Origin of the sequence: Paraburkholderia sp. Clong3, from assembly GCF_050436485.1 — a bacterium.
Lineage (GTDB): Bacteria > Pseudomonadota > Gammaproteobacteria > Burkholderiales > Burkholderiaceae > Paraburkholderia > Paraburkholderia tuberum.
The window spans coordinates 143,387-170,191 of the sequence record NZ_JBNDMH010000003.1 but is presented as its reverse complement, the minus strand read 5'-3'; the positions used below and the strand labels follow the sequence as shown (position 1 = coordinate 170,191).

Annotated in this window: 14 protein-coding genes and 1 pseudogene; 10 read left to right on the top strand and 5 right to left on the bottom strand. The window is 66.5% G+C overall.

Features of this window, described 5'->3' with window-relative positions:
• Positions 1–28: 28 nt before the first annotated feature.
• On the bottom strand, positions 29–694 hold the full coding sequence (locus OKW30_RS24235) for a hypothetical protein (RefSeq protein WP_184072200.1): 666 nt from the start codon (positions 692–694) through the stop codon (positions 29–31).
• A gap of 187 nt (positions 695–881) precedes the next feature.
• Between OKW30_RS24235 and OKW30_RS24230 the strand changes: the two genes are divergently transcribed.
• Both OKW30_RS24230 and OKW30_RS24225 read left to right on the top strand, forming a co-directional pair.
• A complete protein-coding gene (locus tag OKW30_RS24230) occupies positions 882–1,244 on the top strand; it encodes an MbcA/ParS/Xre antitoxin family protein (RefSeq protein ID WP_187628897.1) in 363 nt (120 codons plus the stop codon).
• Positions 1,241–1,942: an RES family NAD+ phosphorylase gene (locus OKW30_RS24225; RefSeq protein ID WP_429347844.1), complete on the top strand. Its 702-nt coding sequence runs from the start codon at positions 1,241–1,243 to the stop codon at positions 1,940–1,942. The genes OKW30_RS24230 and OKW30_RS24225 overlap by 4 nt, the downstream gene beginning before the upstream one ends.
• A 37-nt stretch (positions 1,943–1,979) precedes the next feature.
• Here OKW30_RS24225 and OKW30_RS24220 read toward each other — a convergent pair whose 3' ends face one another.
• The 4 genes from OKW30_RS24220 to OKW30_RS24205 all read right to left on the bottom strand — a co-directional run bounded on the left by OKW30_RS24220 (position 1,980) and on the right by OKW30_RS24205 (position 6,694).
• Positions 1,980–2,717 carry a metallophosphoesterase gene (locus OKW30_RS24220; protein ID WP_262421482.1) on the bottom strand — a complete coding sequence of 246 codons (738 nt, stop codon included), beginning with the start codon at positions 2,715–2,717 and terminating at the stop codon, positions 1,980–1,982.
• A 188-nt stretch (positions 2,718–2,905) separates the two neighbouring features.
• Positions 2,906–4,336, bottom strand: a complete 1,431-nt coding sequence (locus OKW30_RS24215; protein ID WP_184072203.1) for a cytochrome c — start codon at positions 4,334–4,336, stop codon at positions 2,906–2,908.
• A 20-nt stretch (positions 4,337–4,356) separates the two neighbouring features.
• Positions 4,357–5,958 carry a GMC family oxidoreductase gene (locus OKW30_RS24210; protein ID WP_429347843.1) on the bottom strand — a complete coding sequence of 534 codons (1,602 nt, stop codon included), beginning with the start codon at positions 5,956–5,958 and terminating at the stop codon, positions 4,357–4,359.
• A gap of 109 nt (positions 5,959–6,067) precedes the next feature.
• Positions 6,068–6,694 (bottom strand): sugar dehydrogenase complex small subunit, encoded by a 627-nt coding sequence (locus OKW30_RS24205; protein WP_187617544.1) that lies wholly within the window; start codon positions 6,692–6,694, stop codon positions 6,068–6,070.
• A gap of 336 nt (positions 6,695–7,030) precedes the next feature.
• Here OKW30_RS24205 and OKW30_RS24200 point away from each other — a divergent pair, with 336 nt between their 5' ends.
• The 8 genes and pseudogenes from OKW30_RS24200 to treY all read left to right on the top strand — a co-directional run bounded on the left by OKW30_RS24200 (position 7,031) and on the right by treY (position 26,781).
• Positions 7,031–7,693, top strand: a complete 663-nt coding sequence (locus tag OKW30_RS24200) for a DUF1345 domain-containing protein (RefSeq protein WP_184072206.1) — start codon at positions 7,031–7,033, stop codon at positions 7,691–7,693.
• 529 nt (positions 7,694–8,222) lie between these two features.
• On the top strand, positions 8,223–11,675 hold the full coding sequence (locus OKW30_RS24195; RefSeq protein ID WP_429347842.1) for a maltotransferase domain-containing protein: 3,453 nt from the start codon (positions 8,223–8,225) through the stop codon (positions 11,673–11,675).
• Positions 11,672–15,139, top strand: coding sequence for a maltose alpha-D-glucosyltransferase (gene treS, locus OKW30_RS24190; protein ID WP_429347841.1), 3,468 nt, complete (start codon positions 11,672–11,674; stop codon positions 15,137–15,139). Before OKW30_RS24195 ends, treS begins: the two co-directional genes overlap by 4 nt.
• Positions 15,132–17,342: a 1,4-alpha-glucan branching protein GlgB gene (gene glgB, locus OKW30_RS24185; protein ID WP_429347840.1), complete on the top strand. Its 2,211-nt coding sequence runs from the start codon at positions 15,132–15,134 to the stop codon at positions 17,340–17,342. The genes treS and glgB overlap by 8 nt, the downstream gene beginning before the upstream one ends.
• A gap of 115 nt (positions 17,343–17,457) precedes the next feature.
• Positions 17,458–19,671, top strand: coding sequence for a glycogen debranching protein GlgX (gene glgX / locus OKW30_RS24180; RefSeq protein WP_184072210.1), 2,214 nt, complete (start codon positions 17,458–17,460; stop codon positions 19,669–19,671).
• 139 nt (positions 19,672–19,810) lie between these two features.
• The gene (gene treZ, locus OKW30_RS24175) at positions 19,811–21,715 is read left to right on the top strand and encodes a malto-oligosyltrehalose trehalohydrolase (protein ID WP_429347839.1); all 1,905 of its coding nucleotides are present in this window, start codon (positions 19,811–19,813) and stop codon (positions 21,713–21,715) included.
• Positions 21,712–23,917 (top strand): annotated as a pseudogene (gene malQ / locus OKW30_RS24170) (4-alpha-glucanotransferase). The gene treZ and the pseudogene malQ overlap by 4 nt, the downstream one beginning before the upstream one ends.
• Positions 23,914–26,781, top strand: coding sequence for a malto-oligosyltrehalose synthase (treY, locus tag OKW30_RS24165; RefSeq protein ID WP_429347838.1), 2,868 nt, complete (start codon positions 23,914–23,916; stop codon positions 26,779–26,781). The pseudogene malQ and the gene treY overlap by 4 nt, the downstream one beginning before the upstream one ends.
• The last annotated feature ends 24 nt before the right edge of the window (positions 26,782–26,805 follow it).

Genomic DNA, 26,805 nt, shown 5'->3' with positions numbered 1-26,805 from the left:
GCGCCGCGCCGCGCCGCTCGAAGCAGCCTTAGTGGATGATTGGCGGCAGCGAACCGCTGCTGGCGGTCGCCGGATTGGGCACGGAGGCCATCGGCGCGATGTCGCTAACGTTTGCGGACGCGTCCGACGAAGTCCGCACGGGCGGTTTGATCAGATTCGCACGGGAAATCACGGGCTTCGCCGCGACCTTGTCCACATGCGGACGCGCGGTGTGAGCCGCCGCGAAATCGGCGTGCACGACCTTGCCCTGAGCCGGCTTCGCGTGCGCCAGTTGCACATGTGGCTGCGCGTGCTTCGCGGTCACGGTGGCGTGCGACCGGTTCGGGCCCGACGCCGCGACTTTCGTACCGCCTTTCACGTTCCCGCCCGCCACGAGATGTTTCTCGCCGTTCCCATGCGCCGCAAGTTTGCCGCCGTGGGCCGCGCCGGCCGACGCGACATGGGTTGCCGCGTGCCGGGCGCTCGCCGTCTGCCGCGCATGCGCACCAGTTTTGGTCTTGATGCCGCCCTTGGCGCCCGCCTTCACTTTCACCGCCTCGGGTTTTTTCCGCGCGTGCGCCTGTTGGGTAACGTGTCCGCTCGCGATATGCCCGCTCGCCTCCGGCGGATTCCACACTTCCCCATAACCGGCAGCCAACGCCATCTCCGACACACACCACACGGCCAGCGCCGCTGCTACTGCTCGAACCCGCATCTGCTGCTTCTCCTGATCGACGACTGCCAAAACGAGCCGGGATTATATTCTCTTGCAAAAATCCACTTTTGGACTAATATTCTTAAAAAGTACACATAGGGACTTACCCGCAATGGCTCACGCTGCCCGAATTTCCTCGCCCGAGGCATCGCCGCGACGATCGCTTTCGGAACCCACGCTGACGCAGATGTCCTCGGCCGGTCTGCGTGCGTTCTTCAACATCGCGCGCGACTGGGACCTGAGCGCCGACGAGCAGATCGTGCTGCTCGGCAAGCCGGGCCGCTCGACGTTCTTCAAGTGGAGGGCGACGCCCGAGACCGCGCGCCTCAGCCACGACACGCTGGAGCGATTGTCGCTGCTGCTCGGCATCTACAAGGCGCTGCAGATTCTGCTGCCGCAGCCGAGCGCCGCCGACACCTGGGTCAAACGCCCCAACAGCGCGCCGCCGTTCGGCGGCAAACGCGCGCTGGACCGCATGCTGGCGGGCAACATCAGCGATCTCGTAGCCGTGCGCCAGTATCTCGACGCAATGCGAGGCGGCTGGGCGTGACGCAACCGCAATGGCAGGACCGCTGGACCAGCGCCGCGCTCGACTGGTCGCCCGCGTATCGCGTGATTCCGACGCGCTTTCCGGCCATCAACCTGTTCGATCGGGTCGCATCGCCGGAGGATTTCGACGCGCTGTACGCGCTCGAAGCGATGACCAACGACCGTTTGCGCACAGAAATCGGCGAACTCGATCTGGTGCCGCGCGAGGAGCGCCGTTTCGGGCCCGGCTACGGACCGATCATGGCCGCGCTCACGCATCTGAATCCGCTCGGCAGCCGCTTTTCCGACGGCACCTACGGCGTGTTCTATTGCGCGCGTTCACGCGCGACGGCGATCGCCGAAACACGCCATCACACGGGTCAATTTCTCCAGGCGACCGCCGAGCCGCCGATGCGTCAACAGATGCGTCTCTACACGGTAGTCGCACAAGGCAGCGTGGTCGACTTGCGTCGCGACCCCGAGTTCGATCCCGCCGTGCTGTCGCCCGACGACTACCTTCCCGGACAGGCGCTCGGGCGCGCGGTACGCGCGGCGGGCGCGCCGGGCATCGTGTATCCGTCGGTCCGCGACAGCGCTGGCGAATGCCTCGCGGCATTCCGCACGATGCTGCTGCGCGACTGCCATCACGCGGCATACCTCGAATACAACTGGAACGGCAGGAGCGTCGATATGGTGTTCGAGTTGAATCAGGTCGGGTGACAGAAGAGCGGCGAAGCAGCGCGGGGACTTCAGCCGTTCAAGGCAAGGCCAATTCCGCCGCCCCTTCCGCGCGCGCGGCCTCGACCGAGATCGACCAACGACGCAACGCCTGCGGCTGCACGATCGTCAACGTGCCGTCCGGCCCGAACGCGCCCGTATCGATGAACACTTGCGAGCCGATCTGCGTGATGTCGCGCACCGGCGTATGGCCGCAATAAGTCAGCGACAGCCCGCGCTGCCGCAGCGGATCGCCGTTGCCCAGCGCGAGCTCGCGACCCCACAGCAATTGCTGGCGCGTTTCGGCCGAATAATTGCCCGCGTCGAGCTCGGCGTCGGAGCCGAAAAATTCGGCGTGCAGAACGTTGAAGCGCGCCTTGCCGCTGCCGATCACGCGCACGAGCGGCAGCGTGCGCAGATGCTCGGCGTAATAGCGCAGACGCTCGTCGGGCACGTCGGCCGCCCACGCGCCGCCGATGCCGTACCACCACTGCCGCCGCAAGCGGCCGTCGGCGACCGCGCACAGCGCGTCCTCGTGATTGCCGAGCACCGCATGGAACCACGGCTTCGCGAGCAGCGCGAGCGCCTGCTCCGAGTGCTCGCCCCGATCGACCAGATCGCCGACCGAAAACAGCCGGTCGCACGTCGGATCGAACGCGATCTGACGCAGCAGGTAGCGCAAAGCGTCGACGCAGCCGTGCAGATCGCCGACCACGAAATCGCGGCCGGCCTCGTTGGCGTCGTGATGCTGAACGAAGTTGGCGGGGATGGAATTCATCCCACCATGATAATGCGGCCGACGCGCACGCGTATGCGGGGTGCCTATCGTATTCGCACGCTTCATCGATCAAGAAAGACATCGAACGACGCAAAAATGACGCTGAAACGCCACATTTGCGGTATGCGTTACCGGAAATGCACGTTTGCGCGAGTCACTCCTGGCGCGCGCCCGAGTCGTCCCGCGCGCTATTGCAGCGTGCGCAGCTTCGCCACCTGGTCGGCCGCGATCGTCGCCTGCGGATTGCCGAACTGTTTCGTCACGTAGTTGGTGATCGCCGCGATCTGCTCGTCGTCGAGATGGCCGCCGAACCCGGGCATCAGCACGTCCGCGTGCGCGGTCGTGCGATTCACGCCGTGCAGAATGACCAACGCGAGATTGTTCGCGTCGTTCGCGCCGACCGTCGAGTTGTGGATCAGCGACGGATACGCGCCCGGCGCGCTCGCGCCCACGCCCTGCCCGGTCCAGCCATGACAGGTCGCGCAATTGGCGACGAACAGCTGCGCGCCGTTCACGCCGGTGATCGCGGTGCCGCGCATGGCGGTGACGTCGCTGGCCGGCTTGCCCCATTGATGACGGGGACGCGCGTCGCCGCCGCTCACGGCCGGCACCGAGCGCAAGAACACGACGATCGAGCGCAGATCCACCGGCGTCAGGTACTGCGTGCTGTTCGCGACCACTTCGCCCATCGGGCCGGCCGCGTTTGCGCGGCTCGGCGCCGCGCCGGTCGACAGATACGACTTGAGTTCGTCGTCGCGCCAGTCGCCGACGCCGCTCAGCTTGTCCGGCGTGATATTGAACGCATGCCAGCCGGCCTGCACCGCACCGGAGAAACGCGCGCTCGACTTCAGCCCCTGCATGAAATTGCGCGGTGTATGGCATTCCTCGCAATGCGCGAGCCCTTCGACCAGATACGCGCCTCGGTTCCATTCAGGGCTCTGTTTCGGGTCCGGCACGAAGCGCCCCTCGGTGAAGTTGAACAGGTTCCAGAACACCATTAGCCAGCGCTGATTGAACGGGAACTTGAGGCTGTTCGAGGGCGGCGTGTAGTGAATCGGCGCGAGCGTGTTCAGATACGCGCGAATCGCGAGCACGTCCTGTTCGGTCACGCGTGTGTAGGCGGTGTACGGGAACGCCGGATAGAGCCGCTCGCCGCCTTTGCCGATGCCTTCGTGCATCGCGCGCATGAAATCGGCGTCGCTCCATTGGCCGATGCCGGTGTCGGGATCGGGCGTGATGTTCGGCGTCACGATCGTGCCGAACGGTGTGCTGATCGGCAGGCCGCCCGCGAATGGGCGCGACTTGTCCGCCGTATGGCAGGCCGCGCAATCGGCAGCACGGGTCAGGTATTGGCCGCGCTTCACGAGTTCGCCATTCGCGGCCTTGCCGGCGAGCATGGCCGGGCCGCCGACCGAAGCCTGCGCCGCGTCGTCGGCGCGCGCCTGGGTGATCGGCATTTCGTCGGTCGAGTTTGCGTCCGGGCCGTGCGACTCGTGCCACGCCATCGACAGCGCAAACAGCGAAAACGCGGCCGCGAGCGCCGCGCCGCCGAAGCGGCGGCGCTGGTTGACGTGCATCAGCACAGGGTCCGGCTGCGCGCGACAGGTGTTCTTCGTCATTGTGGCTCTCCGGTCGGCGCTCAGATTTCGCGCTTCAGCTTGTCGCCCAGTTTCAGCGACAGTGCAGCGATCGTCAGCGTGCAGTTCACCGACGCGGCGGTGGGCATCACGCCGCTGCTCGCGATGAACAGGTTCGAATGATCGTGCGTGCGGCAGTCCGCGTCGACGACCGAACTCGCCGCATCGCTGCCCATGATCGTCGTGCCCATGATGTGATTGTTGGGCGCGAAGCTGTCGTCGAACGAGACCTCGGTGCCGCCGAATAGCGTCGCGATCTGCGCATACAGTTCGTGCGTATTGGCGGCGCTCTTCTTCACGTAGTCGTTGATCGAGTAATAGATCTCGGGCTGAGGAATCCCGAGCGCGTCCTTGTGATCTGTCGACGGCACGATGCGGTTCTGAGGCTCCGGCAGATGTTCGTGAAAGCTGTTGATGTTCAGCGTGCGCGCCGCGCGGTCGCGAATCTGCCGGTCGAGCTCGGCGCCGGTCAGGCCTTTTTTCAGCAGGTCGGCGGTGACGCCCATCGTCGGCACGCCGTTCGACAAATGCAGCTTCTTCGCCGCGTGATCGGAGCGGAACGCGCCGTCGCGGAAGTTGACGATCGAGGTCATCTCCATCGGGCCACGGCCGGGCCACAGCGGTTCGTTGGCGAGAAACGTGACGCCGGTGCCGGGATGGTCCATCAGGTTGCGGCCCACCTGATCGGAGCTGTTGCCGACGCCGTGCGGGAATTTGTCGGAGGTCGACATCAACATCAGCTTCGGCGTTTCGATGCCGTTCGCCGCGAGCACGAACAGCTTGCCGGTGACGCGTGTGCTATTGCCGTTCGGGTCCTTGTAGTGGACCGCCGTGATGAGCCCTTTGTCGTCCGCTTCGATGCGATACACGACCGCTTCGGGAATCAGTTTCGCGCCGGCCTGCTCGGCCTTCTCCGCGTGAATCACGCCGTTGTACATCGCGGCGATCGGGCAGATCGGCATGCAGTTGTTGTTGCCGCAGCAGGTGGGCCGCGCATCGTACGGCCGGCTGTTGCGCGCGACCGGTTCGGGCACGACCTTGAAGCCCCGCGCGTTGAGCACGTCGCTGAACCGCTGATCCATGTACGACAGTGGCAACTGCTGCATCGGATAGGGCTTCGAGCGCGGCGAACCGAGATCGATCGAACTATCGGGACCGGACACGCCGAGCTGCACTTCGGCGGCCACGTACCACGGCTCGAGCGTTTCGTACGGATACGGCCAGTCGCGCCCGACGCCATACAGCTTGCGCAACTGGAAGTCCGACGGCAGCAGCCGCCACGCGGCGGCCGCCCAGTGCCAGGTCGTGCCGCCGACCAGCCGCACGTATTGTGAGTTGTACGGATAATCGCCCTTCTGGATCAGGTAGTTGTTCGCGGGCGCGTACTCGGGATGCGGCGCGTAAGGCGTCGACGGATACGGCGTCGCGAAGTCGGACCTGGCCGGCGAGTTGCGAAAGTTCTCGACGATCTGCCAGCGCGGAATGCGCGGCCCCGCTTCGAGCAGGATCACCGACGCGCCCGCCAGCGCCAGCTGATGCGCAACCAGACTGCCGGCGACGCCGGAGCCGACCACGACGATATCGGCGGATTGTGTGTTTGCCATCGTTTCTCTCTTCGATGCCCTGCCAGTTGCGGGCTTTGTTCGTGCGACGCTTGCGGGTCCGGCGTGCTGGTTGCGCTGCTGGCGTGGCCCGCTCGCGAGCTCGCGCGGCTCACGCGGGCGTCGGCTTCTGCGTCCAGTAGAACGGCACGTCGCGGCAATAGGAGGGAATCGTGAGCACGTCTTGCACGGGCTCGAACATCAGCGCCTTTTCATACGCGATCACCTGGACGTGCGGCATGTCGCCGACGAGGCCCAGGTACCACGCGCGCATGATCGCGCCGACCGTTTTCGCGAGCGCGGGCTGGTCGGTCTGCAGCGCCTGCGTGACCGTATCGGACGGCACGCCGCCGTGGCCTTGCAGCCACGTGTTCAGCGCCGCGACGTTCTGCGCGAACTGGTTATCGGCACGCGACAGCGCATCGTAGACACGTTGGCCAAGCACGGTATCGAAACTGCTACGACCGGTGAGGTGTTGCGAAAGCGCGAGGAAGGCATCGAGTCCGCCCCCGGCTGGCCGCGTATCGGCGAAGGCGGGCGCGATCCACGCCAGCGAACGGCTCGCGCCGGCGAACGCGAGCGCCGCGGCCGTCGCGCACGAGCCGAGCACCCAGGCCCTGCGCGAAGCGGAAAACGACGGCGGCAAGCCGGTGAAACGTGTGGCATTGCGATAAGACTTCGCTCCTTGCCGATGCGTCACGTGGGGATGCGCATCGTTATCCTCAGGAACATCTGTCATGGGGGCTCCAGATGATGAGTCGTTCTCGACGAGCAGCGCGGCGAGGGCATGATGCCGTTCGCCCGCCGCTTCGTTTGCTCTTCCCCAAACCTGGTCTTACGCCGCTTCAGCGGTCTCGTATCCGTGCGCGTGATTCACGCGCGCCGCATGTGCGGTGTTGCATGCATGATCGCAACGATTGCTGCCGTTATCTAGCAATCGCCTTTCAACTGAAAGCGGCGCGCAAGGCCGCCGCGAAAGACTATAGCCTGTGACCCACCATTCGACAATCGGTCCGCGTTGCACGCGTAGAATCCGCGACACCGACTGCCCTACACTTCGTCGTTCATCGAATCCATGTCCATCAACTACTATCCCCAGCTTCTTCGCAATCGGCCCCGCACGGTGATCGGCCTCGTGATCGGGATCGTCGTCGCGTTCCTCGTGCCCGGTCATACGAGTCCGATCGCCCGCACACTGATCGGCTGGGACGCGGCCATCTGGAGCTACCTGCTGATGATCTGGGTGCATATGGCTCTTGCCGACGAGCACCGCGTGCGCGAATACGCGATGCGCGACGACGAAAACGCGGGCGTCGTGCTGGTCGTCATCTGCGTCGCGACGATCGCGAGCGTCGCCGCGATCGTGCTCGAACTCGCGTCGGCCAAGGGCGCGGGCGGCGCAACGACCGTCTGGCACTACCTGCTGACCGGTCTGACGCTGATCGGCGCATGGTTTCTGATTCCGACGATCTTCACGCTGCACTACGCGCGCCTCTACTACGACACGGACGCGCAAGAGACCGCGTTGAAGTTTCCCGATCACCATTTACTGCCGAACTACTGGGACTTCCTGTACTACTCGTTCACGATCGCGGTCGCGTCGCAGACTTCCGATGTCGTGTTGCGCTCACGCGAAATTCGCCGCGCGACGCTCGCCCAATCGGTCCTGTCGTTCTACTTCAACGTCGCGGTGCTCGGCCTGTGCGTGAACATCGCGGCGGGGCTGCTGGGTTCGTGACAAGGCCGCTGCGCGGCGTTCGGATGAATTTCATGCGAGTGCCACGCGCGTGCCACATGGCTGCCACGTGAGCGGCACCAGGCTTCACGGGTCCGCTTGAACCGCATTCCGTGCAACGCGGGCCGCCCGTGTAAAACCGGCCCCACACCACCCCGTTTTACATGCCGGCCACCCGCGGCGTGCGTAACAATGCCCGCATTTTTGCGCGCGCTCCGTGCGCGCGCGCACCTTCGGCACCCGCCATCTCACCGTAACCTCCCCGTTTCCGCGCTAGCGCGGTGCCCGGCTGCCCGCGCGTTGGCACACGGTTTGCTCCTTTCCGCGACGAGTGGCGACCAGTCCCGCGAGACCGGCGTCTGGCGTCAAAGCACCCGCGACTGGCCAGCGGCGCGACGATCTTTGCACTACATTGACCAGTACGTGCCCCCGCGGACGCATGGCGCGGTATCCGGCTCGGGAAGCCCAATGAGCGCTGTGATCGCATGCCAAGTGCATCCACACCGCAGCAGGACAACTCTGGAAACGACCGATGGAATCTCCAAACGGGTACGCGCCGCGGATTTACTTTTTTCATTCTCTTCTCGTCGGGCCCCTCGATGCCTGGCCCGCGCAGTTCGCTCATGCGGCCGGGCTCGGCTTCGATCATGCGTTGATCGGCGGGCTGTTCGAGCCCGGCCAGGCCGGCCATGGCCAGGTGGTCGGCAATCACGCTCGGCTGCATCCGGTGTTCGAGGCGCAGCATTCGGTGCACGACGCCGTGCGCATGCTCGCCGATGCCGCGCGCCGCAACAACCTGACGCTGCTGGTCGATCTCGTGATCGACCGCATGGCCGCCGACGGCGTGCTGTACAGCGAGCATTCGGACTGGTTTCACGCGCGTGAGTCCGAGCTCGCACGGCTCGATCCGCGCCACGTGCATCGCGAAGACAACGTTGCCTACGCGAATTTCGACGACCCCGCGACGAGTGCCTCGCTGAGCGTCTGGTGGACCCAGCAACTGCTCGCGCTCGCCGAGGCGGGTGTCGGCGGCTTCCGTTTCGATTCGCCGCATCGCGTGCCGGCTGCCGTATGGCTGCACCTCGGCGATGAAGTGCGAGCGAAGCATCCGCGCGTGCGCTTTCTCGCGGCAACGCCGGGCCTGTCGCGCGGCGATCTGCCCGGTCTCGAAGCAGCCGGCTTCGACAGCGCGTTTTCGTCGGTGCGCTGGTGGGATTTCCGTTCGAGCTGGATGGCCGAGGAACATGCGGCGCTCGCGCGCGTTGGTGCGCCGATCGCCTTTCCCGAAGCGCCGTACGGTATGCGCCTCGCCGCCGAGCTGAGCGACGTGCATGATGCGGCGATCGTCGAGCGGGCGTATCGACGCGCGCTGTTCACGTCGGTTGCATTGGGCAGCGGCTGGATGATGCCGATGGGCTTCGAATACGGCATCGCCGAACCGATGTCGCAAACGCGCGGCGACGCCGCGCAGTTCGCCCGCGCCGCGCAGTCGCGCCGCTTCGATCTGAGCGCCGCCGTCACCCAGGCCAACGACTTCGCGCGCAACACGCCGACGCTGCACGCGAACGGTGAATTGCGCCCATTGAGCGGCCCCGGCGCATCGGCCGCGGTTCTGCTGCGCGGCGACGCAGCCGATCTGCGCGACGCCAGCGAAGCAGTCCTGATCGTCGTGAATCCCGAACTCGGCGCGCCAGTGCGCGTCGATCCCGCGCGCTTCCTCGCGGGCGTGCCGGGCAGCTTTACGCGCTTCGCGCCGCTCGATGCGCGCGGCCGAACCGAACCCGCGGCACTCGCGCCGTTCGCGCTCGCGCCCGGTGCGGTGCGGCTGCTGCGCGCGTTCGCGGAACAGCCGATCTGCCTCGCGCCGCCGATCGACAAGGCGAACAGCAAGCGCAGCGGCCGCAAGACAGTGCTCGACGCGATCGAAGCGCCGCGCGTCGCGATCGAGAGCGTGTCGCCGTCCGTGGAAAACGGCCGCTTCGCGGCGAAACGCAGCGTCGGCGAGCGCGCGGAAATTCGCGCGGCGATCTTCGCCGAAGGTCACGACAAGATCGCGGCTGCCGTGCTGTGGCGCGCGGCCGACGAAACCGCGTGGCACGAAGAACTGATGTCGCCCGCGCCGCCGGTCGGGCTCGACTTGTGGAGCGCGCGCATTCCGCTCGAGCGGATCGGCCGCTACGAGTTCACCGTGATCGCGTGGCGCGACGACTTCGCGTCGCTCGTCGAGCACATCCAGAAGAAGCTGAAGGCGAACCAGACCGTCGAGATAGAACTCGACGAAGCCGCGCATCTGTTCGCGCTCGTGCTCGCCGAAGTCGAGACGACCGAAGGCGCCGACAAGGAGCCGCTCGAACACATCGTGCGCGACTTCCAGAAGGCCGACGCCGAACAGAAGCTCGCAGTGATTCTCGCGCCCGCCACAGCGAAGGCAATGACCGCTGCGCGCCATCGCCCGTTTCTGAGCCGCGACCAGGTGACCTACAAGATCGACGCGGAACGCACGGCCGCCCATTTCGCGAGCTGGTACGAGATCTTCCCGCGCTCGATGAGCGACGACGAATCACGCCACGGCACGTTCGCGGACGTGAGCGCGAAGCTGCCGCGCATCCGCGACATGGGCTTCGACGTGCTGTACTTCCCGCCGATCCACCCGATCGGCCTCGCGAACCGCAAGGGCCGCAACAACACGCTGACCACGCAGCCGGGCGATGTGGGCAGTCCCTATGCGATCGGCGCCGCCGAGGGCGGTCACACCGCCGTGCATCCGCAACTCGGCACGCTCGACGATTTCAAGGCGATGCTCGCCGCCGCGCATGCGCATGGCCTCGAGATCGCGCTCGACTTCGCGATCCAGTGCTCGCCCGATCACCCGTGGCTGAAGGAGCATCCGACGTGGTTCGCGTGGCGCCCCGACGGCACGCTGCGCTACGCCGAGAATCCGCCGAAGAAGTATCAGGACATCGTCAACCCGGACTTCTACGCGCACGACGCCAAGCCCGGCCTGTGGCTCGCATTGCGCGACGTGATCCTGTTCTGGGTCGACGCGGGCGTGCGCATCTTCCGCGTCGACAATCCGCACACCAAGCCGCTGCCGTTCTGGGAATGGATGATCGCCGACGTGCGTGCGCGCCACCCCGACACGATCTTTCTCGCCGAAGCCTTCACGCGGCCGCGCATGATGAACCGGCTCGGCAAGATCGGCTTCTCGCAGTCGTACACGTACTTCACGTGGCGCGAGTCGAAGCGCGATTTCACCGAGTACATGGGCGAACTCACGCAGACCGGCGCGCGCGATTTCTATCGGCCGAACTTCTTCGTCAATACGCCGGACATCAACCCGCGCCATCTGCAATCGCAGGGACGCACGGGCTTTCTGATCCGCGCGGCGCTGGCCGCGACCCTGGCCGGCCTGTGGGGCGTGTATAGCGGCTTCGAACTGTGCGAGGCCACCGCGCTGCCGAACAGCGAAGAGTATCTGGACTCCGAAAAGTATCAGTTGCGGGCGTGGGACTGGCACCGGCCCGGCAATATCGTCGGCGAGATCACCGCACTGAACCGCATCCGTCGCGCGAATCCGGCGCTGCAAACGCATCTCGGTCTCACGTTCCTCGCCGCGCACAACGACCACATCCTGTGCTTCGAGAAAGCGACCGAATCGCGCGACAACGTGATCGTCGTCGCGATCAATCTCGATCCGTTCAACGAACAGGGCGCGGACATCGAGTTGTCGTGGGACACGTTCCAGCGCTGGCATCTACACGATCACGCCACGCTCGAAGTGATCGACCAGATGACCGGCGCACGCTTCGAATGGCACGGACGCTGGCAACACGTGCGGCTCGGCTCGGGCCAACCGTTCTCGATCTGGCGAATCGCGCCGCTAGGCGGCCTGCCCGCCGATCGCCCCGAGGACAGCGACCACGATCCCGACAGCGCTCCTCACGCAGACGCTGCCAACCCAACCTGGATGGAAGGTGGAACATGAAGCGCGACGATCCAGCCCAAACCGCGCACGAGGCGCAAACGGCCGTGGCCGTCGGCACCGCGGCGAAGGTACGCACGCGCCGCCGCGGCAAACCCGCGGCCCTCAGCGACGATCCGCTGTGGTACAAGGACGCGATCATCTATCAGGTGCACATCAAGTCGTTCTTCGATGGGAACAACGACGGCGTCGGCGATTTCCCCGGTCTGATGGCCAAGCTCGACTACATCGCCGAGCTCGGCGTCAACGCGATCTGGCTGCTGCCGTTCTATCCGTCGCCACGCCGCGATGACGGCTACGACATCGCCGACTACCGCAACGTGCATCCCGACTACGGTCAGCTCGCGGACGTGCGGCGCTTCATCCAGGAAGCGCACGCGCGCGGCATCCGCGTGATCACCGAGCTCGTCATCAACCACACGTCGGATCAGCACCCATGGTTCCAGCGCGCGCGGCGCGCGAAGCCCGGCTCGAACTATCGCAACTACTACGTGTGGTCCGATACCGATCAGAAGTACCCGGAGACTCGCATCATCTTCATCGACTCGGAACCGTCGAACTGGACGCACGATCCGGTTGCGGGCGCGTACTACTGGCACCGCTTCTACTCGCACCAGCCCGATCTGAACTTCGACAATCCGGCGGTGTTGAAAGAGGTGCTGCAGGTGATGCGTTTCTGGCTCGACATGGGCATCGACGGGCTGCGGCTCGATGCGGTGCCATACCTCGTCGAACGTGAAGGCACCAACAACGAGAACCTGCCTGAGACGCACGAGATCCTGAAGAGGATTCGCGCGACCATCGACGCCGAGTACCCGAACCGGATGCTGCTCGCCGAGGCGAACCAGTGGCCCGAGGACGTGAAGGAGTATTTCGGCAACGAAGACGAATGCCATATGGCGTTCCACTTCCCGCTGATGCCGCGCATCTACATGTCGATCGCGAGCGAAGACCGCTTCCCGATCACCGACATCATGAAGCAGACACCGGAACTCCCCGAATCGAACCAGTGGGCGATCTTCCTGCGCAATCACGACGAGCTGACGCTCGAAATGGTCACCGATTCCGAGCGTGACTATTTGTGGAACACCTATGCGAGCGATCGCCGCGCACGTTTGAATCTCGGCATTCGCCGCCGTCTCGCGCCGCTGATGGAGCGCGACCGCCGCCGCATCGAGCTGATCAACTCGCTGCTGCTGTCGATGCCCGGCACGCCGGTCATCTACTACGGCGACGAACTCGGCATGGGCGACAACATCCACCTCGGCGACCGCGACGGCGTGCGCACGCCGATGCAGTGGTCGTCGGATCGCAACGGCGGCTTCTCGCGCGCCGACCCTGAGCAACTGGTGCTGCCGCCCGTGATGGGGACGCTGTACGGCTTCGATGCGGTCAACGTCGAAGCGCAGAGCCGCGACCCGCATTCGCTGCTGAACTGGACCCGCCGCATGCTTGCGACGCGGCGCGCGAAGCAGACCTTCGGACGCGGCACGATCCGCTTTTTGAAGCCGGAAAACCGCAAAATTCTCGCGTATCTGCGCGAGATGCCCGGCGAGGCGCCGATCCTGTGCGTCGCGAATCTGTCGCGCGCGCCGCAGGCGGTCGAGCTCGAGCTGTCAGAATTCAACGGCTTCGTGCCGATCGAGATGACCGCCGATTCGGTGTTCCCCGCGATCGGCCAGCTGACCTATCTGCTGACGTTCCCGCCCTACGGCTTCCTGTGGTTCATGCTGTGCGAAGGCGGCGGGCGTCCGACATGGGCGCAGGCGCATTCCGTGCCGCTGCCCGAGTTCGTCACGATCGTGATCCGCGAGGGGCAGACCGGGCCGACTCCCGAAAACGTGCGGCTGCTCGAATCCGAGGTGCTGCCGTCGTGGCTGAGCCGGCGCCGCTGGTTCGCGTCGAAAGATCAGAAGATGCACGCGGTGCGGCTCGCCGCGCTGACCACGATCCCGAACGGCGGCTTCGCGTTCACCGAAATCGAAGTGGACGTCGGCAACCACACCGAACGCTACGTGGTGCCGATCGCGCTCACATGGGGCGGCGAAACCACCACGCCGCTGTTCCTGCAATTGGCGCTTGCGCGCGTGCGGCGCGGCCGCACCGTCGGCCATCTGACCGACGCGTTCTCGCTGCCGATCTTCGCGCACAACGTGCTGCGCAAGCTGCGCGAGCGCGCGGTCGTGCCGACCGTGCAGAAGAGCGAGATCAAGTTCCTGCCGACCGAGCGCTTCGCCGAACTCGACGCTCTCGGCGAGCGGCCCGAGATTCGCTGGCTCGCGGCCGAACAGAGCAACAGCTCGCTGATCGTCGCCGATGCCGCGGTGCTGAAGCTGGTGCGACGGCTCGTCAGCGGCATCCATCCGGAAGCGGAAATCAGCCGCTATCTGACGCAGCTCGGCTATGCGAACACCGCGCCGCTGTATGGCGAAGTGGTGCGCGTCGATCCCGAGGGCGTGCCGCATACGCTGGCGATCCTGCAGGGCTTTATCGACAATCAGGGCGATGCGTGGAACTGGTCGCTCGACTATCTGCGCCGCTCGGTCGACGAACTCGCGATCGCGATCGACACCGAAACGCAAAGCGTACCCGATCGCACGAACGAGTCGATTCTGCTGGACGGTTACGGCGAACTCGCGGGCATCATCGGCCGCCGGCTCGGCGAGTTGCACGTCGCGCTCGCCACGCCGAGCGACGACCCCGCGTTCGCGCCGGAACCGGCCAACGCCGACCAGGTGAAGGCGTGGGTCGACGCGACGCAGACGATGCTCGCGGCCGCGCTCGATCTGCTCGCGACGCGCATCGCGGGCATGAGCGACGCGGACACGAAGGGGCTCGCGCAAAGTCTGATCGATCGCCGCGCCGCGCTCGTCGAGGTCGTCGCCAAGCTGGTGCCGGGCGACGCGGGCGCGTTGCGCATCCGCATCCATGGCGACTTCCATCTCGGCCAGGTACTGGTCGCGCACGGCGACGCGTATCTGATCGACTTCGAGGGCGAGCCCGCGCGTTCGCTCGACGAGCGTCGCCAGAAATCGAGCCCGTTGCGTGACGTGGCCGGTCTGATGCGCTCGCTCTCGTATGCGAGCGCGGCCGCGCAATCGACCACCGAAAGCGCGCCGCAACAGACCGCCGATCGCAAGCGCGCGCTGTTCGAGCGCTTCCGCGCGCACGCGACCAGCGCGTTCCTCGCGGAATATCGCGCGGCCGCCGCGCAGTCGCCGACGCCGCTCGTCGCGCCCGAATCCGAGGAGGCGCTGCTCGATCTGTTCCTGATCGAGAAGGCCGCTTATGAGATCCGCTACGAAGCGGCCAACCGACCGACGTGGCTCGGCTTGCCGGTGCGCGGCCTCGCGGCGCTCGTGAGCCGTCTGCTCGGCGACACCGGTGCGCCGCCGCACAGCGTTCCGTCAACCCAGGCGCCTGGCGCCGCCACGCCGCCTAACCCGGCCGAGGGCGACTATGAGTGAGCATGATGCGGCCGCAGGCCTTCAACCCGTCGATATCGACGCGCTCGTCGAAGCGCGTCACCCCGATCCGTTTTCGCAGCTCGGGCTGCATCAGACGGACGCGGGGCCGATCGTGCGCGCGCTGCTGCCGAACGCCGCGCACGTCACCGTGATTTCGCGCGCTGATGGCGCGACGCTCGGCGAACTCGAACAACTGCGCCCTGGCCTGTTCGCGGGCCGCATCACGTCGGCGATGCCGTATCGCTTGCGCATCGACTGGCATGGTGTGGTGCAGGAAGTGGAGGATACCTATTCGTTTGCTCCGGTGCTCGGCGACGAGCCGCTCGAACGTCTCGCGCGCGGCGATCCGTACGCGGTGCTCGAATGTCTGGGCGCGCGGCCGGTCGACGTCGACGGTGTGCCGGGTGTGCGCTTTGCGGTGTGGGCGCCGAATGCGCGGCGCGTGTCGGTGGTCGGCGACTTCAATGCGTGGGACGGCCGCCGCCATCCGATGCGGCTGCGTCACCAGGCGGGCGTGTGGGAGCTGTTCGTGCCGCGCGTCGGCGCCGGCACGCGCTACAAATACGAGCTGCTGTCGCGCGACGGCCATCCGCTGCCGCTGAAGGCCGACCCGTGCGCGATGCAGACGGAAAAGCCGCCGGGCACCGCATCGATCGTCGCACACGTCGACGAGATCGAGCAGTTTCCGTGGAGCGATCACGAGTGGATCCAGTCGCGCGCCGACAAGCAGACCGCGCGCACGCCGATCACGATCTACGAAGTGCACGCGGAGTCGTGGCTGCGCGTCGCCGAGGAAGGCCAGCGTGGTCTCGTCTGGGAAGAGCTCGCCGAGCGGCTGATCCCCTATGCGAAGAGCATGGGCTTCACGCACATCGAATTTCTGCCGATCGCCGAGCATCCGTTCGGCGGTTCGTGGGGCTATCAGCCGCTCGGGCAGTTCGCGCCGTCCGCGCGCTTCGGCAAGCCCGAGCAGTTCGCGCGTTTCGTCGATCGCGCGCACGAAGCAGGGCTCGGCGTGATTCTCGACTGGGTGCCCGCGCATTTCCCGAACGACGCGCATGGCCTGATCGATTTCGACGGCACGCCGCTCTACGAGCATGCCGATCCGCGCGAAGGCTATCACCAGGACTGGAACACGATGATCTACAACCTCGGCCGCAACGAGGTCAGCGCGTTCCTGATCGCGTCGGGGCTCGCGTGGTTGAAGCGCTATCACGTCGACGGCCTGCGCGTCGATGCGGTCGCGTCGATGCTGTATCGCGACTACTCCCGCGCGGCCGGCGAGTGGGTGCCGAACATCTATGGCGGCCGCGAGAATCTCGAATCGATCGCGTTCCTGAAGCGGTTGAATCACGAGGTCCGCTATGTGCCGGGCGCCCCCGGCGCGATCACGGTCGCCGAGGAATCGACCGCATGGCCGGGCGTGACCGCGCGCCTCGCGGACGGCGGCCTCGGCTTCGACTTCAAGTGGAACATGGGCTGGATGCACGACACCCTGCACTACATGCACGAAGACCCGATGTATCGCCAGTATCACCACCACAACATGACGTTCGGCATGGTGTACGCATATTCCGAGCACTTCGTGCTGCCGCTTTCGCACGACGAGGTGGTGCACGGCAAGGGCTCGCTGCTCGGCAAGATGCCCGGCGACCGCTGGCAGCGTTTCGCTAATCTGCGCGCGTACTTCGGTTTCATGTGGACGCACCCAGGCAAGAAGCTGCTGTTCATGGGCGGCGAATTCGGTCAGATGGCGGAGTTCGACCATGACGGCTCGCCGCATTGGCATCTTCTCGACGATTCGAACCACCACGGCGTGCAATTACTGGTGCGCGACCTGAACCATCTGTATCGCAACGAGCCCGCGCTGCATCTGCTCGACAGCGAACCGGGCGGCTTCGAATGGTTGATCGGCGACGACAGCGGCAACAGCGTGTTCGCCTATCGGCGCACCGACGGCGCGGGCCAGGAGTTCGTCGTGGCGTGCAACATGACGCCGGTGCCGCGGCTCGGCTATCGGCTCGGCATGCCGCGCGGCGGACGCTGGGTGGAAGTGCTCAATACCGATGCAGGCGTGTACGGCGGCTCGAACATGGGCAACGGCGGGCTGATTCATTCCGACCATGTATCGAGCCACGGCAGGCCACATTCCGCCGCGCTGACCTTGCCCCCGCTCGCGACGATCGTATTGCGCGCGGACTGAGGAAACGTGCCGTAACCCGGGCGCGCGGCGCACAGGCAGCCGCCGCGCGCCCGTTGCATGAAGACCCAGGCAGACCCGAGCTCTAGCTCGACAATCAGAACAGGAAAGGGAAATCATGTCGCATGCGTTGCCCGACCGGTTGCTGCCCGGCTCGCCGTATCCGCTCGGCGCGAACTGGGATGGGCTGGGCGTCAACTTCGCGGTGTTCTCGGCCAATGCGCAGAAAATCGAGCTATGCCTGTTCGACTCAACCGGCCGCAAGGAGATTCGCCGCTTCACCATGCCCGAATGCACCGACGAGATCTGGCACGGCTATCTGCCGAACGCGCATCCGGGCACCGCGTACGGCTTTCGCGCGCATGGGCCGTATCAGCCGCATTTCGGGCATCGTTTCAATCCGCACAAGCTGCTGCTCGACCCGTATGCGCGCAAGCTCGTCGGGCAGTTTCGCTGGTCCGACGCGCTGTTCGGCTATCGCGTGCATTCGAATCGCGCGGACCTTTCGATCGACCGGCGCGATTCCGCGCCCGCGATGCCCAAGTGCGTCGTGATCGACGAGGCGTTCGACTCGTCGCACGACAGGCGGCCCGACGTGCCGTGGGGCGAGACCGTGATCTACGAAACGCACTTGCGCGGCGCGTCGATGCTGCGCTCTGATCTGCGCCAGCATGAACGCGGCACGTTCGCGGCGCTCGCGTCGCCGGAGTTCGTCGAGCATTTGCTGAAGCTCGGCGTGACCGCGGTCGAGCTGCTGCCCGTGCACGCGTTTCTGAACGACCGCTTCCTCGTGGAGCGCGGCCTGCGCAATTACTGGGGCTACAACACGGCAGCGTTCTTCGCGCCGGAGCCGACCTATCTGAGCACGCACCGGCTCGACGAAATGCGCATCGCCGTGCGCCAGCTGCACGCGGCCGGCATCGAGGTGATTCTCGACGTGGTCTACAACCACACTTGCGAAAGCAATGAGATGGGCCCGACCATTTCATGGCGCGGCCTCGACAATGCCAGCTATTACCGGCTGATTCCCGGCGACGAGCGTCACCATATCAACGACACGGGCTGCGGCAACACGGTCAATCTGCCGCATCCGCGCGTGCTGCAGATGGTGATGGATTCACTGCGCTACTGGTCGACCGCGTTCAATATCGACGGCTTCCGTTTCGATCTCGGCGTGACGCTCGGGCGCGAAAGCCACGGCTTCGATCCGGGCTCGGGCCTGTTCGACGCGTTGCGCCAGGACCCGGTGCTATCGCAACGCAAGCTGATTTCCGAGCCATGGGATCTCGGCCCTGGCGGCTATCAGCTCGGCAATCATCCGCCGGGATTCAGCGAATGGAACGACCGTTTCCGTGACACGGTGCGACGTTTCTGGCGTGGCGATGCCGGCCTGCGGCCCGACCTCGCCGCGCGCCTGACCGGGTCGGCCGATCTGTTCAACCGGCGGCATCGCAAGCCGTGGGCGTCGATCAACTTCGTCACGTCGCATGACGGCTTCACCTTGGCCGATGTCACCGCGTACGAGCAGAAGCACAACGAAGCCAACCTGGAAGACAACAACGACGGCCACAACGAGAATTGCAGCCGCAATTGGGGTCTCGAAGGCGCGACCGACGACCCCGCGATCCTCGCGACCCGCCGTCGGGTGTCGCGCTCGCTGATCGCGACAGTGATGCTCGCGCTCGGCACGCCGATGCTGCTCGCCGGTGACGAAGCGCTGCGCACGCAGCGCGGCAACAACAATGCGTACTGTCAGGATAACGACCTATCCTGGATCGACTGGGACCTCGCGGATTCGCCGGAAGGTCAGCGCATGACCGAGTTCGTCGCGCGCGTGATCGGGTTGCGCAAGCGCCATCCGCTGCTGCGTGAAACGCGCTTTCTGTTCGGCGACCGCGAAGTGCTGCCCGGCCTGTTCGACGTCGGCTGGTTCGACGAACACGGCGATCCGCTGACGATCGAAGCGTGGCAGGACCCCGAGGGACGCGCGTTCACGTTGCGTCGCGCGGGTCCGGGCCTGAATGGCGAAACCGAAGTATTGTTATTGATGCTCAACGCTCACGAGGAACCGCTGCAGTTCGCGCCTCCCGCGCCGCACCTGGAATGGCATGTGCTGTTAGACACGGCCGATCCGGAACGCGCGCCGCAGCGGCTCGCGACGGCCGAACTCGAGGTCGCCGCGCACGGCCTCGTGATACTCGCCGCGCAACCGACCGGTGAAGCGGATTGGCAAGCCGGCTGGGTGGCCGGCGCGCAGCACGGGCCGCGGCTGTTGACCGCGCTGCCGCCCGATCCGGGCGCGCAGACCGCAAACGACGATGGTTCGCAATGAACGATGCACTGCGGCGACCTGGTTCGAGCGTGGACAAATCGCACCGCAGCCCGGGTGGCAAGAATGTTGCGTCGCAATGCCTGCTTGCGTTGCGTCGCATTGCCGTCCAGGCTCGTTAGCAGATTCGAATGGTGAAGACATGTCTGAAAGTCCGATTGATCCTCACGCGCATCATCACGCGCACTGCCTGCCGTTCAGCGCGCAGTTGATCGGCGCGAGCGGCCAGCGACCGCGCACGCGGTTCCGTTTTTGGGCACCGTCGTGCAACAGCGTGCAGGTGGTCGTCGAAAACGGCCCCGCGCAAGGCGCGCACGACATGGCTCCGACCGGCAACGGCTGGTTCGAGACCACCGTCGAGAGCGGCGCGGGCACGCTGTATCGGTTCCAGCTCGACGACGGGCAGGCGGTGCCCGATCCGGCCTCGCGGTTCCAGTCGCGGGACGTGCACGGCCCGAGCGAGGTCATCGATCCGCGCGCCTACCATTGGGAACACACCGAATGGCACGGGCGGCCCTGGGAAGAAACGGTGCTGTACGAATTGCACGTCGGTGCGATGGGCGGGTATGCGGGCGTGCAAAAGCGCCTGCCCGAGCTCGCCGCGCTCGGCGTCACCGCCATCGAACTGATGCCGTTGAACGACTTTCCCGGTCGTCGCAACTGGGGTTACGACGGCGTGTTGCCGTACGCGCCCGACTCCGCATACGGCCGCCCCGAAGAACTGAAGGCGCTGATCGACGCCGCGCACGGTGTGGGCCTGATGGTGTTTCTCGACGTCGTCTACAACCACTTCGGACCGGACGGCAACTATCTGCATACTTACGCGGAGCCGTTTTTCCGCGCAGGCGTGAACACGCCGTGGGGCCCCGCGATCGACTTCGAGCGCAGCGAAGTCAGCGACTTCTTCACCGACAACGCCGTCTACTGGATCAACGAGTACCGCTTCGACGGACTGCGCTTCGATGCGGTGCATGCGATCGACAATCCCGGGTGGCTGCGCGAGCTGTCGGACCATATCCGCGCGCGCGTGCAGCAGGGCCGTCACGTGCATCTGGTGGTCGAAAACGAGCACAACAGCGCGAGCCTGCTCGACGCGCATTTCGACGCGCAATGGAACGACGACGCGCACAACACGCTGCACGTGCTGCTGACCGGCGAAACCGAAGGCTATTACCACGCGTATGCCAACGAACCGATTCGCCGGCTCGCGCGAGTGCTGGCCGAAGGCTTCGCGTATCAGGGCGAGCCGTCGCCGCTGCACGATGGTGCGCCGCGTGGCGAAGCGAGCGCGCATCTGCCGCCGACGTCGTTCGTGATGTTTTTGCAGAACCACGATCAGATCGGCAACCGTGCATTCGGCGAACGTCTGCGCAAGCTGACCTCGGATGACGCGCTGCGCGCCGCGACCGCGTTGCTGTTGCTGTCGCCGCAAATTCCGCTGCTGTTCATGGACGAGGAGCATGGTTCGACGCAACCGTTCCTGTTTTTCACCGATTACACCGGCGATCTCGCCGACGCCGTGCGCGAAGGGCGGCGCCGCGAATTCGCCCGCTTTGCCGCGTTCAGCGATGAGAAACGCCGCGCACAGATTCCCGATCCGAACGATGCCCAGACCTTCGCCGCCTCGTCGCCACCCGCGCCCGATGTAAAGCCGACGCCGGATCGGCTCGACTGGATGCATTACTACAAGTCCGCGCTCGCGGTGCGCGCGAAGCTGATCACGCCGCGCCTGAAACATACGAAGGCGTGCGGCGCGACCGTGCTGCGCGATGCCGGTGGCGGCGACGCGAACGCGCTGATCGCGCGCTGGAAACTCGGCGATGGCGAAACGCTGTCGATCGCGCTGAATCTGTCGCAGCAGAACGCCGCGTTCGACGCCATCCCCGACGGCAAGATCATTTTCGAAACACCGCCGCGCGCGCGCGAACAGGCCGACGCGCGGGTGTTGCCCGCGCATGCGTGCATTGCGTGGCTGACCGGCGACATCAACGAATTCGCGAGCCGCCACGATGCGCGCATCGCATCGCACGAGGAGCAGCGCGCGTGACGACCCGACGCCCCAACGACAGGCTCGCCGCGCTCGCCACCCGCGCAGGCTTCGAGGTGGAGTGGCAGGACGCGCACCACAATACGCAACACGTGCCCGAAAAGACACTTGGCACGCTGCTCGCACGCATGGGTCTGCCGTGCGGCAACGCCACGGATATCCGCCACAGCGCCGCTGCTCTGGAGGCCGAACTATCGGGCCGCCGGCTGCCGCCGCTGATGACCGCGGTGATCGGGCGCGGCATCGCGCTGCCCGCGGCCGCGGTCAGGTCGGGCAGCCATTACCGGATCGAGCTGGAGAGCGGCTCGATCATCGACGGCCGCTTCACCGCACCGAAAGGCGAGGAAGCGCTGCTCGCGCCGATCGACGAAACCGGCTATCACACGCTCGTGATCAACGACCAGCGCATGACGCTCGCGGTCGCGCCGCCGCGCTGCTACACCGTCGCCGACGCGTGGCGCACGCTGCACGGCGGCGGCGGAGAAGGCGAACGCGAAGCCGCGCCGCCCGCGCCGCCACTGTGGGGCATCGCCGCGCAACTGTATGGCTTGCGCCGCACCGGCGACGGCGGTATCGGCGATTACACGGCGCTCGCGCAGCTTGCGCGGCACGGCGCGCAGCGCGGCGCGCACGCGCTCGCCGTCAGTCCGACCCACGCGATGTTCAGCGCGCAGCCCGAGCGCTTCAGCCCGTACGCGCCGTCGTCGCGTTTATGGCTCAACGTCACGCATATCGATCCGGCCGCGGTGTTCGGCGCGGATGCGTCCGCGTCCGCATCGGCGCAGGCCGGCAACGCGTGGTCCAAATATGAAGAGCTGCCGCTGATCGATTGGCCGCACGCAACCCCGCTGAAGCTCACGGTTTTGCGCGCGCTGTACGAGCAGTTCAGCGCCAACGAGCGCCCGCAGCACTCGCCGCGCGCGCTCGAATTTCACGGCTTCTGCGAACGCGCGGGGCGCGCGCTCGAAGATCATGCGCGCTTCGAAGCGCTGCAGGCCGCGCAGCTCGCGCAAGGCTGCGACGGCCATTGGCGCAATTGGCCCGATGCGTTGCGCGACCCACGCAGCCCCGAAGTCGAGGCGTTCGCCGCCGCGCATCGCGACGAGGTCGACTTTCATCTGTTCCTGCAGTGGCTGGCATCGCGCGGCCTGTTGCACGCTCAGCACACCGCGCGCGAAGCCGGCATGGCGGTCGGCCTGATCGCCGATCTCGCGGTTGGTTGCGACAGCGCCGGCAGTCATGCATGGTCCTATCCCGACGACATGCTGCAGGGCGTGTCGGTCGGCGCGCCGCCCGATCTCTTCAACCAGGCCGGCCAGTCGTGGGGACTCACGACCTTTTCGCCGCGCGCGATGCGCACACAAGGCTTCGCCGCGTTCATCGACATGCTGCGCGCGGCGTTCGCGCATGCCGGCGGCATCCGCATCGATCACATCCTCGGCTTGCGGCGTCTGTGGCTCGTGCCCGAAGGCGAAAGCGCGCGCAATGGCGCGTATCTGCGCTATCCGCTCGAAGACCTGCTGCGGCTGATCGCGCTCGAATCGTGGCGGCATCGCGCGATCGTGATCGGCGAGGACCTCGGCACCGTGCCGTCCGGGTTTCGGGAGCGGCTCGACGAGCACGGCATCGAGGGGATTCGCGTGCTGTGGTTCGAAGGCGCCCCCGACGGCAACGGCTTCAAGGCGCCGGCCGATTGGGACCGCTACGCGGTCGGCACGACGACCACGCACGATCTGCCGACCGTCGCCGGCTGGTGGCGCGGCAGCGACATCATGTGGCGCAACCGCATCGGCCAGACGATGGCGCGCGCCGACGGGCGCGATCCCGAGGAAGCGGCGCTCGAAGAGCGCGCGCAGCAGCGCGCCGACTTGTGGCGCGCGTTCCAGCAAGCGGGCGTGGCCGCGCCCGATGTCGCGCCGCCGGACGCCGACAACGCGCCGGTCGACGAAGCGCTCGCATTCGTCGCCGCGACACCCCGGGCCGCTCGTCACGTTTCCGCTCGAAGACCTGCTCGCGCTCGACGAGCAGCCGAACCTGCCGGGCTCGATCGACGAACATCCGAACTGGCGCCGCCGCATGACGCTGCCCGTCGACGCGATGTTCGACGACCCCGTGTTCACCGACCGCCTGCTGGCCGTCGACGGCGCGCGCCGCGCCGCCGCGCGTTCATCCAACACTTCCGCGGAGCCTGACACGCCATGACCGTTCCACGCTCCACACTGCGCCTCCAGTTCCATCGAGGCTTCACGTTCGACGACGCCGCGCGGCACATCGACTACTTCGCCGCGCTCGGCATCAGCCACCTGTACGCGTCGCCGATCACGACGGCCGAGCCCGGCTCGATGCACGGCTACGACACCGTCGACTACACCGAGGTCAGTGCCGAATACGGCGGCGAGTCGGGCCTGAAGCACCTCGTCGACACGCTGCGCGCGCACGACATGGGGCTCATCGTCGACATGGTGCCGAATCATATGGGCGTCGGCGGGTCGAGCAACGCGTGGTGGCTCGACATCCTCGAATGGGGCCGCCACAGCGCGTATGCGCGTCATTTCGACGTCGACTGGCATTCGCCCGATCCCGCACTGCGCGGCAAGGTGCTGCTGCCGACGCTCGGCGCGTCGTACGGCGAAGAACTGGCGGCGGGCCGCATCGGGCTGCATTTCGCGGCCGACAGCGGACGCTTTCATATCGGCTACGGTCCGCACGTGTTCCCGATCTGCCCGGTCGATTACGCGGCCATCCTGCAAGGCGCCGACCGCGCCGATCTGAGCGCGCTCGCGAATCGCTTTCAGGGGCTCACCACGCAGCCCGCCGATCAGGCGCGCGCCGCCGAGGCGCGTGACGCGCTGCGCGAGTTCGTCGCGCGCGAAGGCGAGTCGGCGATCGAGTTCGTGCTGGAGACTTACGCGCCTGAGGATCCGGTCACGCGCGACCGGCTGCATCGGCTGATCGAGCGGCAGCATTTCCGGCTCGCGTGGTGGCGCACCGCCTCCGACGAAGTGAACTGGCGGCGCTTCTTCGACATCTCGACGCTCGCCGGCGTGCGCGTCGAGCGGCCCGAGGTGTTCGAGGCGGTGCACGCGCTGATCTTTCGCCTCTATCGCGAAGGGCTCGTCGACGGCTTGCGGATCGATCACATCGACGGGCTCGCCGAGCCGCGCGAATACTGCCAGCGTTTGCGCCAACGGCTCAGCGAGTTGCGCGACACCGCGCCGTATGTGGTGGTGGAGAAGATTCTCGGCCGTGGCGAGCCGTTGCGCGACGACTGGCCCGTCGACGGCACGACGGGCTACGACTTCATGAACGACGTCGGCGCGCTGCTGCACGATCCGGCCGGCGCGGACCCGCTCGCCGGTACGTGGGCCGAACTCACCGGCCGCAGCGCGCGCTTCGCCGATGAAGCGCACGCGGCGCGGCGCAAGATTCTCGCGGAAAACTTCTCCGCGGAACTGGACCGCGCGGCGCGCGCGCTGCATCGGATCGCACGCGATTCGCTGAGCACGCGCGACTTCACGTACCCGGCGCTGCGCCGCGTGCTGACCGAACTGGTCGTGCATTTCCCCGTGTACCGCATGTATCCGCCGGGCGGACTGCGCAGCGCCGCCGACAACGTCTATTTCGAGGAGGCGCTCGCGGGCGCGCGCGCTTCGCTGCCGCGCTCGGACCATGCGGCGCTCGAGCGCGTGAATGCGTGGCTCGGCGGCAGCGCCGAAGAGGCCCCGGCCGCGCGGCCCGGCGCGCAGTCGCAGCAGCAGGCGCAAGGCGGCGGAGCGTCGCCGCATGCGGGCTCGTCCCGGCGCAGCGCGCAAACGCTGTTTTCGCAGCTGACCGCGCCGCTCGCCGCCAAGGCGATCGAGGACACCGCGTGCTATCGCTACGGCCGTCTGCTGTCGCGCAACGAAGTCGGCTCGGACCCGGGCGAGTTCGCGCTGTCGGTGGAGCAGTTTCATGCGGGCAATCTCGAGCGCGCGCAACGTTTTCCTCATGCGATGCTTGCGACCGCCACGCACGATCACAAGCGCGGTGAAGATGTGCGCGCGCGGCTCGCGGTGCTCAGCGAGATCGCCGACGAATGGGGCGCGACGTTGCGTGCATGGTCGACGTTGAACGCGCCGCAGCGTCGAGCGCTCGACGGCACGCCGATCAACAGCGTGAGCCAGGACAAGAGCGACGCGTGGGCTCCCGGCCCCGCCGCCGAGGCGATGCTGTATCAAACGCTGGTGGGCTGCTGGCCGCCGCCGCTGCGCGCCGACGACGAAGCCGGCGTCAAGGAGCTGGCCGAGCGCGTCGCGCAATGGCAGTTGAAGGCGCTGCGCGAGGCGAAGCTGCAGACCAGCTGGCTTGCGCCCGACGAAGCCTACGAAGCCGGCTGCCGCGAATTCCTGTTCGGCATCCTTGCGCCGCAGCGGCGCGACGCCTTTCTGAAGGAGCTGTCGGCGTTCGTCGAGCGCATTGGTCGCGCGGGCGCGCTCAACAGCCTGCAGCAGACGGTGCTGCGTGTCGCGTCGCCCGGGATCCCAGATCTTTATCAAGGCACCGAGCTGTGGGACTTCAGCCTCGTCGATCCGGACAATCGGCGGCCCGTCGATTTCGCGAAACGCGAGGCGTGGCTGCCGCAGACGCAAACGCCGCCGTCGGAATTTCTGGCGGACTGGCGCGACGGGCGCGTAAAGCTCGCGGTGATCCAGCGCGTGCTGGCGTTGCGCGCGCATCTGCCGGAGCTACTGAGTCAGGGCGCGTATCTGCCGCTCACGGTGCGGGGCGCGCATGCGTCGAGTGTGATCGCGTTCGCGCGGCGGCATGGCAATGCGTGGGCCGTGGTGATTGCCAGCCGGTTGGCCGCGCGACTGCTTGGCGATGATGCTGATCTGCCGCTCGTCGAGCCGGCGCAATGGGCGGATACGGCCATCGAAATGCCGCCCGATCTGTCGGCGCGTGCGCTGTTCGATTGGCTGAGCCCCGCCGCGCCGAAAGTCGACGATCACGGGCTGCTGTATCTGCGCGACGCGCTCGCCGCGATGCCGGTCGCGGTGCTGGTGGAGGATGGGGTGCCTCGAAGCTGAGGCGGCTAAAAAGGGTTGAAGCTT

What these genes read in the sequence shown, in the direction of transcription:
- OKW30_RS24235 (WP_184072200.1), bottom strand. Translation starts at nt 694, where the DNA reads ATGCGGGTTCGAGCAGTAGCAGCGGCGCTGGCCGTGTGGTGTGTGTCG.
- OKW30_RS24205 (WP_187617544.1), bottom strand. Translation starts at nt 6,694, where the DNA reads ATGACAGATGTTCCTGAGGATAACGATGCGCATCCCCACGTGACGCAT.
- glgX (WP_184072210.1), top strand. Translation starts at nt 17,458, where the DNA reads ATGTCGCATGCGTTGCCCGACCGGTTGCTGCCCGGCTCGCCGTATCCG.
- OKW30_RS24230 (WP_187628897.1), top strand. Translation starts at nt 882, where the DNA reads ATGTCCTCGGCCGGTCTGCGTGCGTTCTTCAACATCGCGCGCGACTGG.
- OKW30_RS24220 (WP_262421482.1), bottom strand. Translation starts at nt 2,717, where the DNA reads ATGAATTCCATCCCCGCCAACTTCGTTCAGCATCACGACGCCAACGAG.
- OKW30_RS24210 (WP_429347843.1), bottom strand. Translation starts at nt 5,958, where the DNA reads ATGGCAAACACACAATCCGCCGATATCGTCGTGGTCGGCTCCGGCGTC.
- treY (WP_429347838.1), top strand. Translation starts at nt 23,914, where the DNA reads ATGACCGTTCCACGCTCCACACTGCGCCTCCAGTTCCATCGAGGCTTC.
- treS (WP_429347841.1), top strand. Translation starts at nt 11,672, where the DNA reads ATGAAGCGCGACGATCCAGCCCAAACCGCGCACGAGGCGCAAACGGCC.
- OKW30_RS24200 (WP_184072206.1), top strand. Translation starts at nt 7,031, where the DNA reads ATGTCCATCAACTACTATCCCCAGCTTCTTCGCAATCGGCCCCGCACG.
- glgB (WP_429347840.1), top strand. Translation starts at nt 15,132, where the DNA reads ATGAGTGAGCATGATGCGGCCGCAGGCCTTCAACCCGTCGATATCGAC.
- treZ (WP_429347839.1), top strand. Translation starts at nt 19,811, where the DNA reads ATGTCTGAAAGTCCGATTGATCCTCACGCGCATCATCACGCGCACTGC.
- OKW30_RS24195 (WP_429347842.1), top strand. Translation starts at nt 8,223, where the DNA reads ATGGAATCTCCAAACGGGTACGCGCCGCGGATTTACTTTTTTCATTCT.
- OKW30_RS24215 (WP_184072203.1), bottom strand. Translation starts at nt 4,336, where the DNA reads ATGACGAAGAACACCTGTCGCGCGCAGCCGGACCCTGTGCTGATGCAC.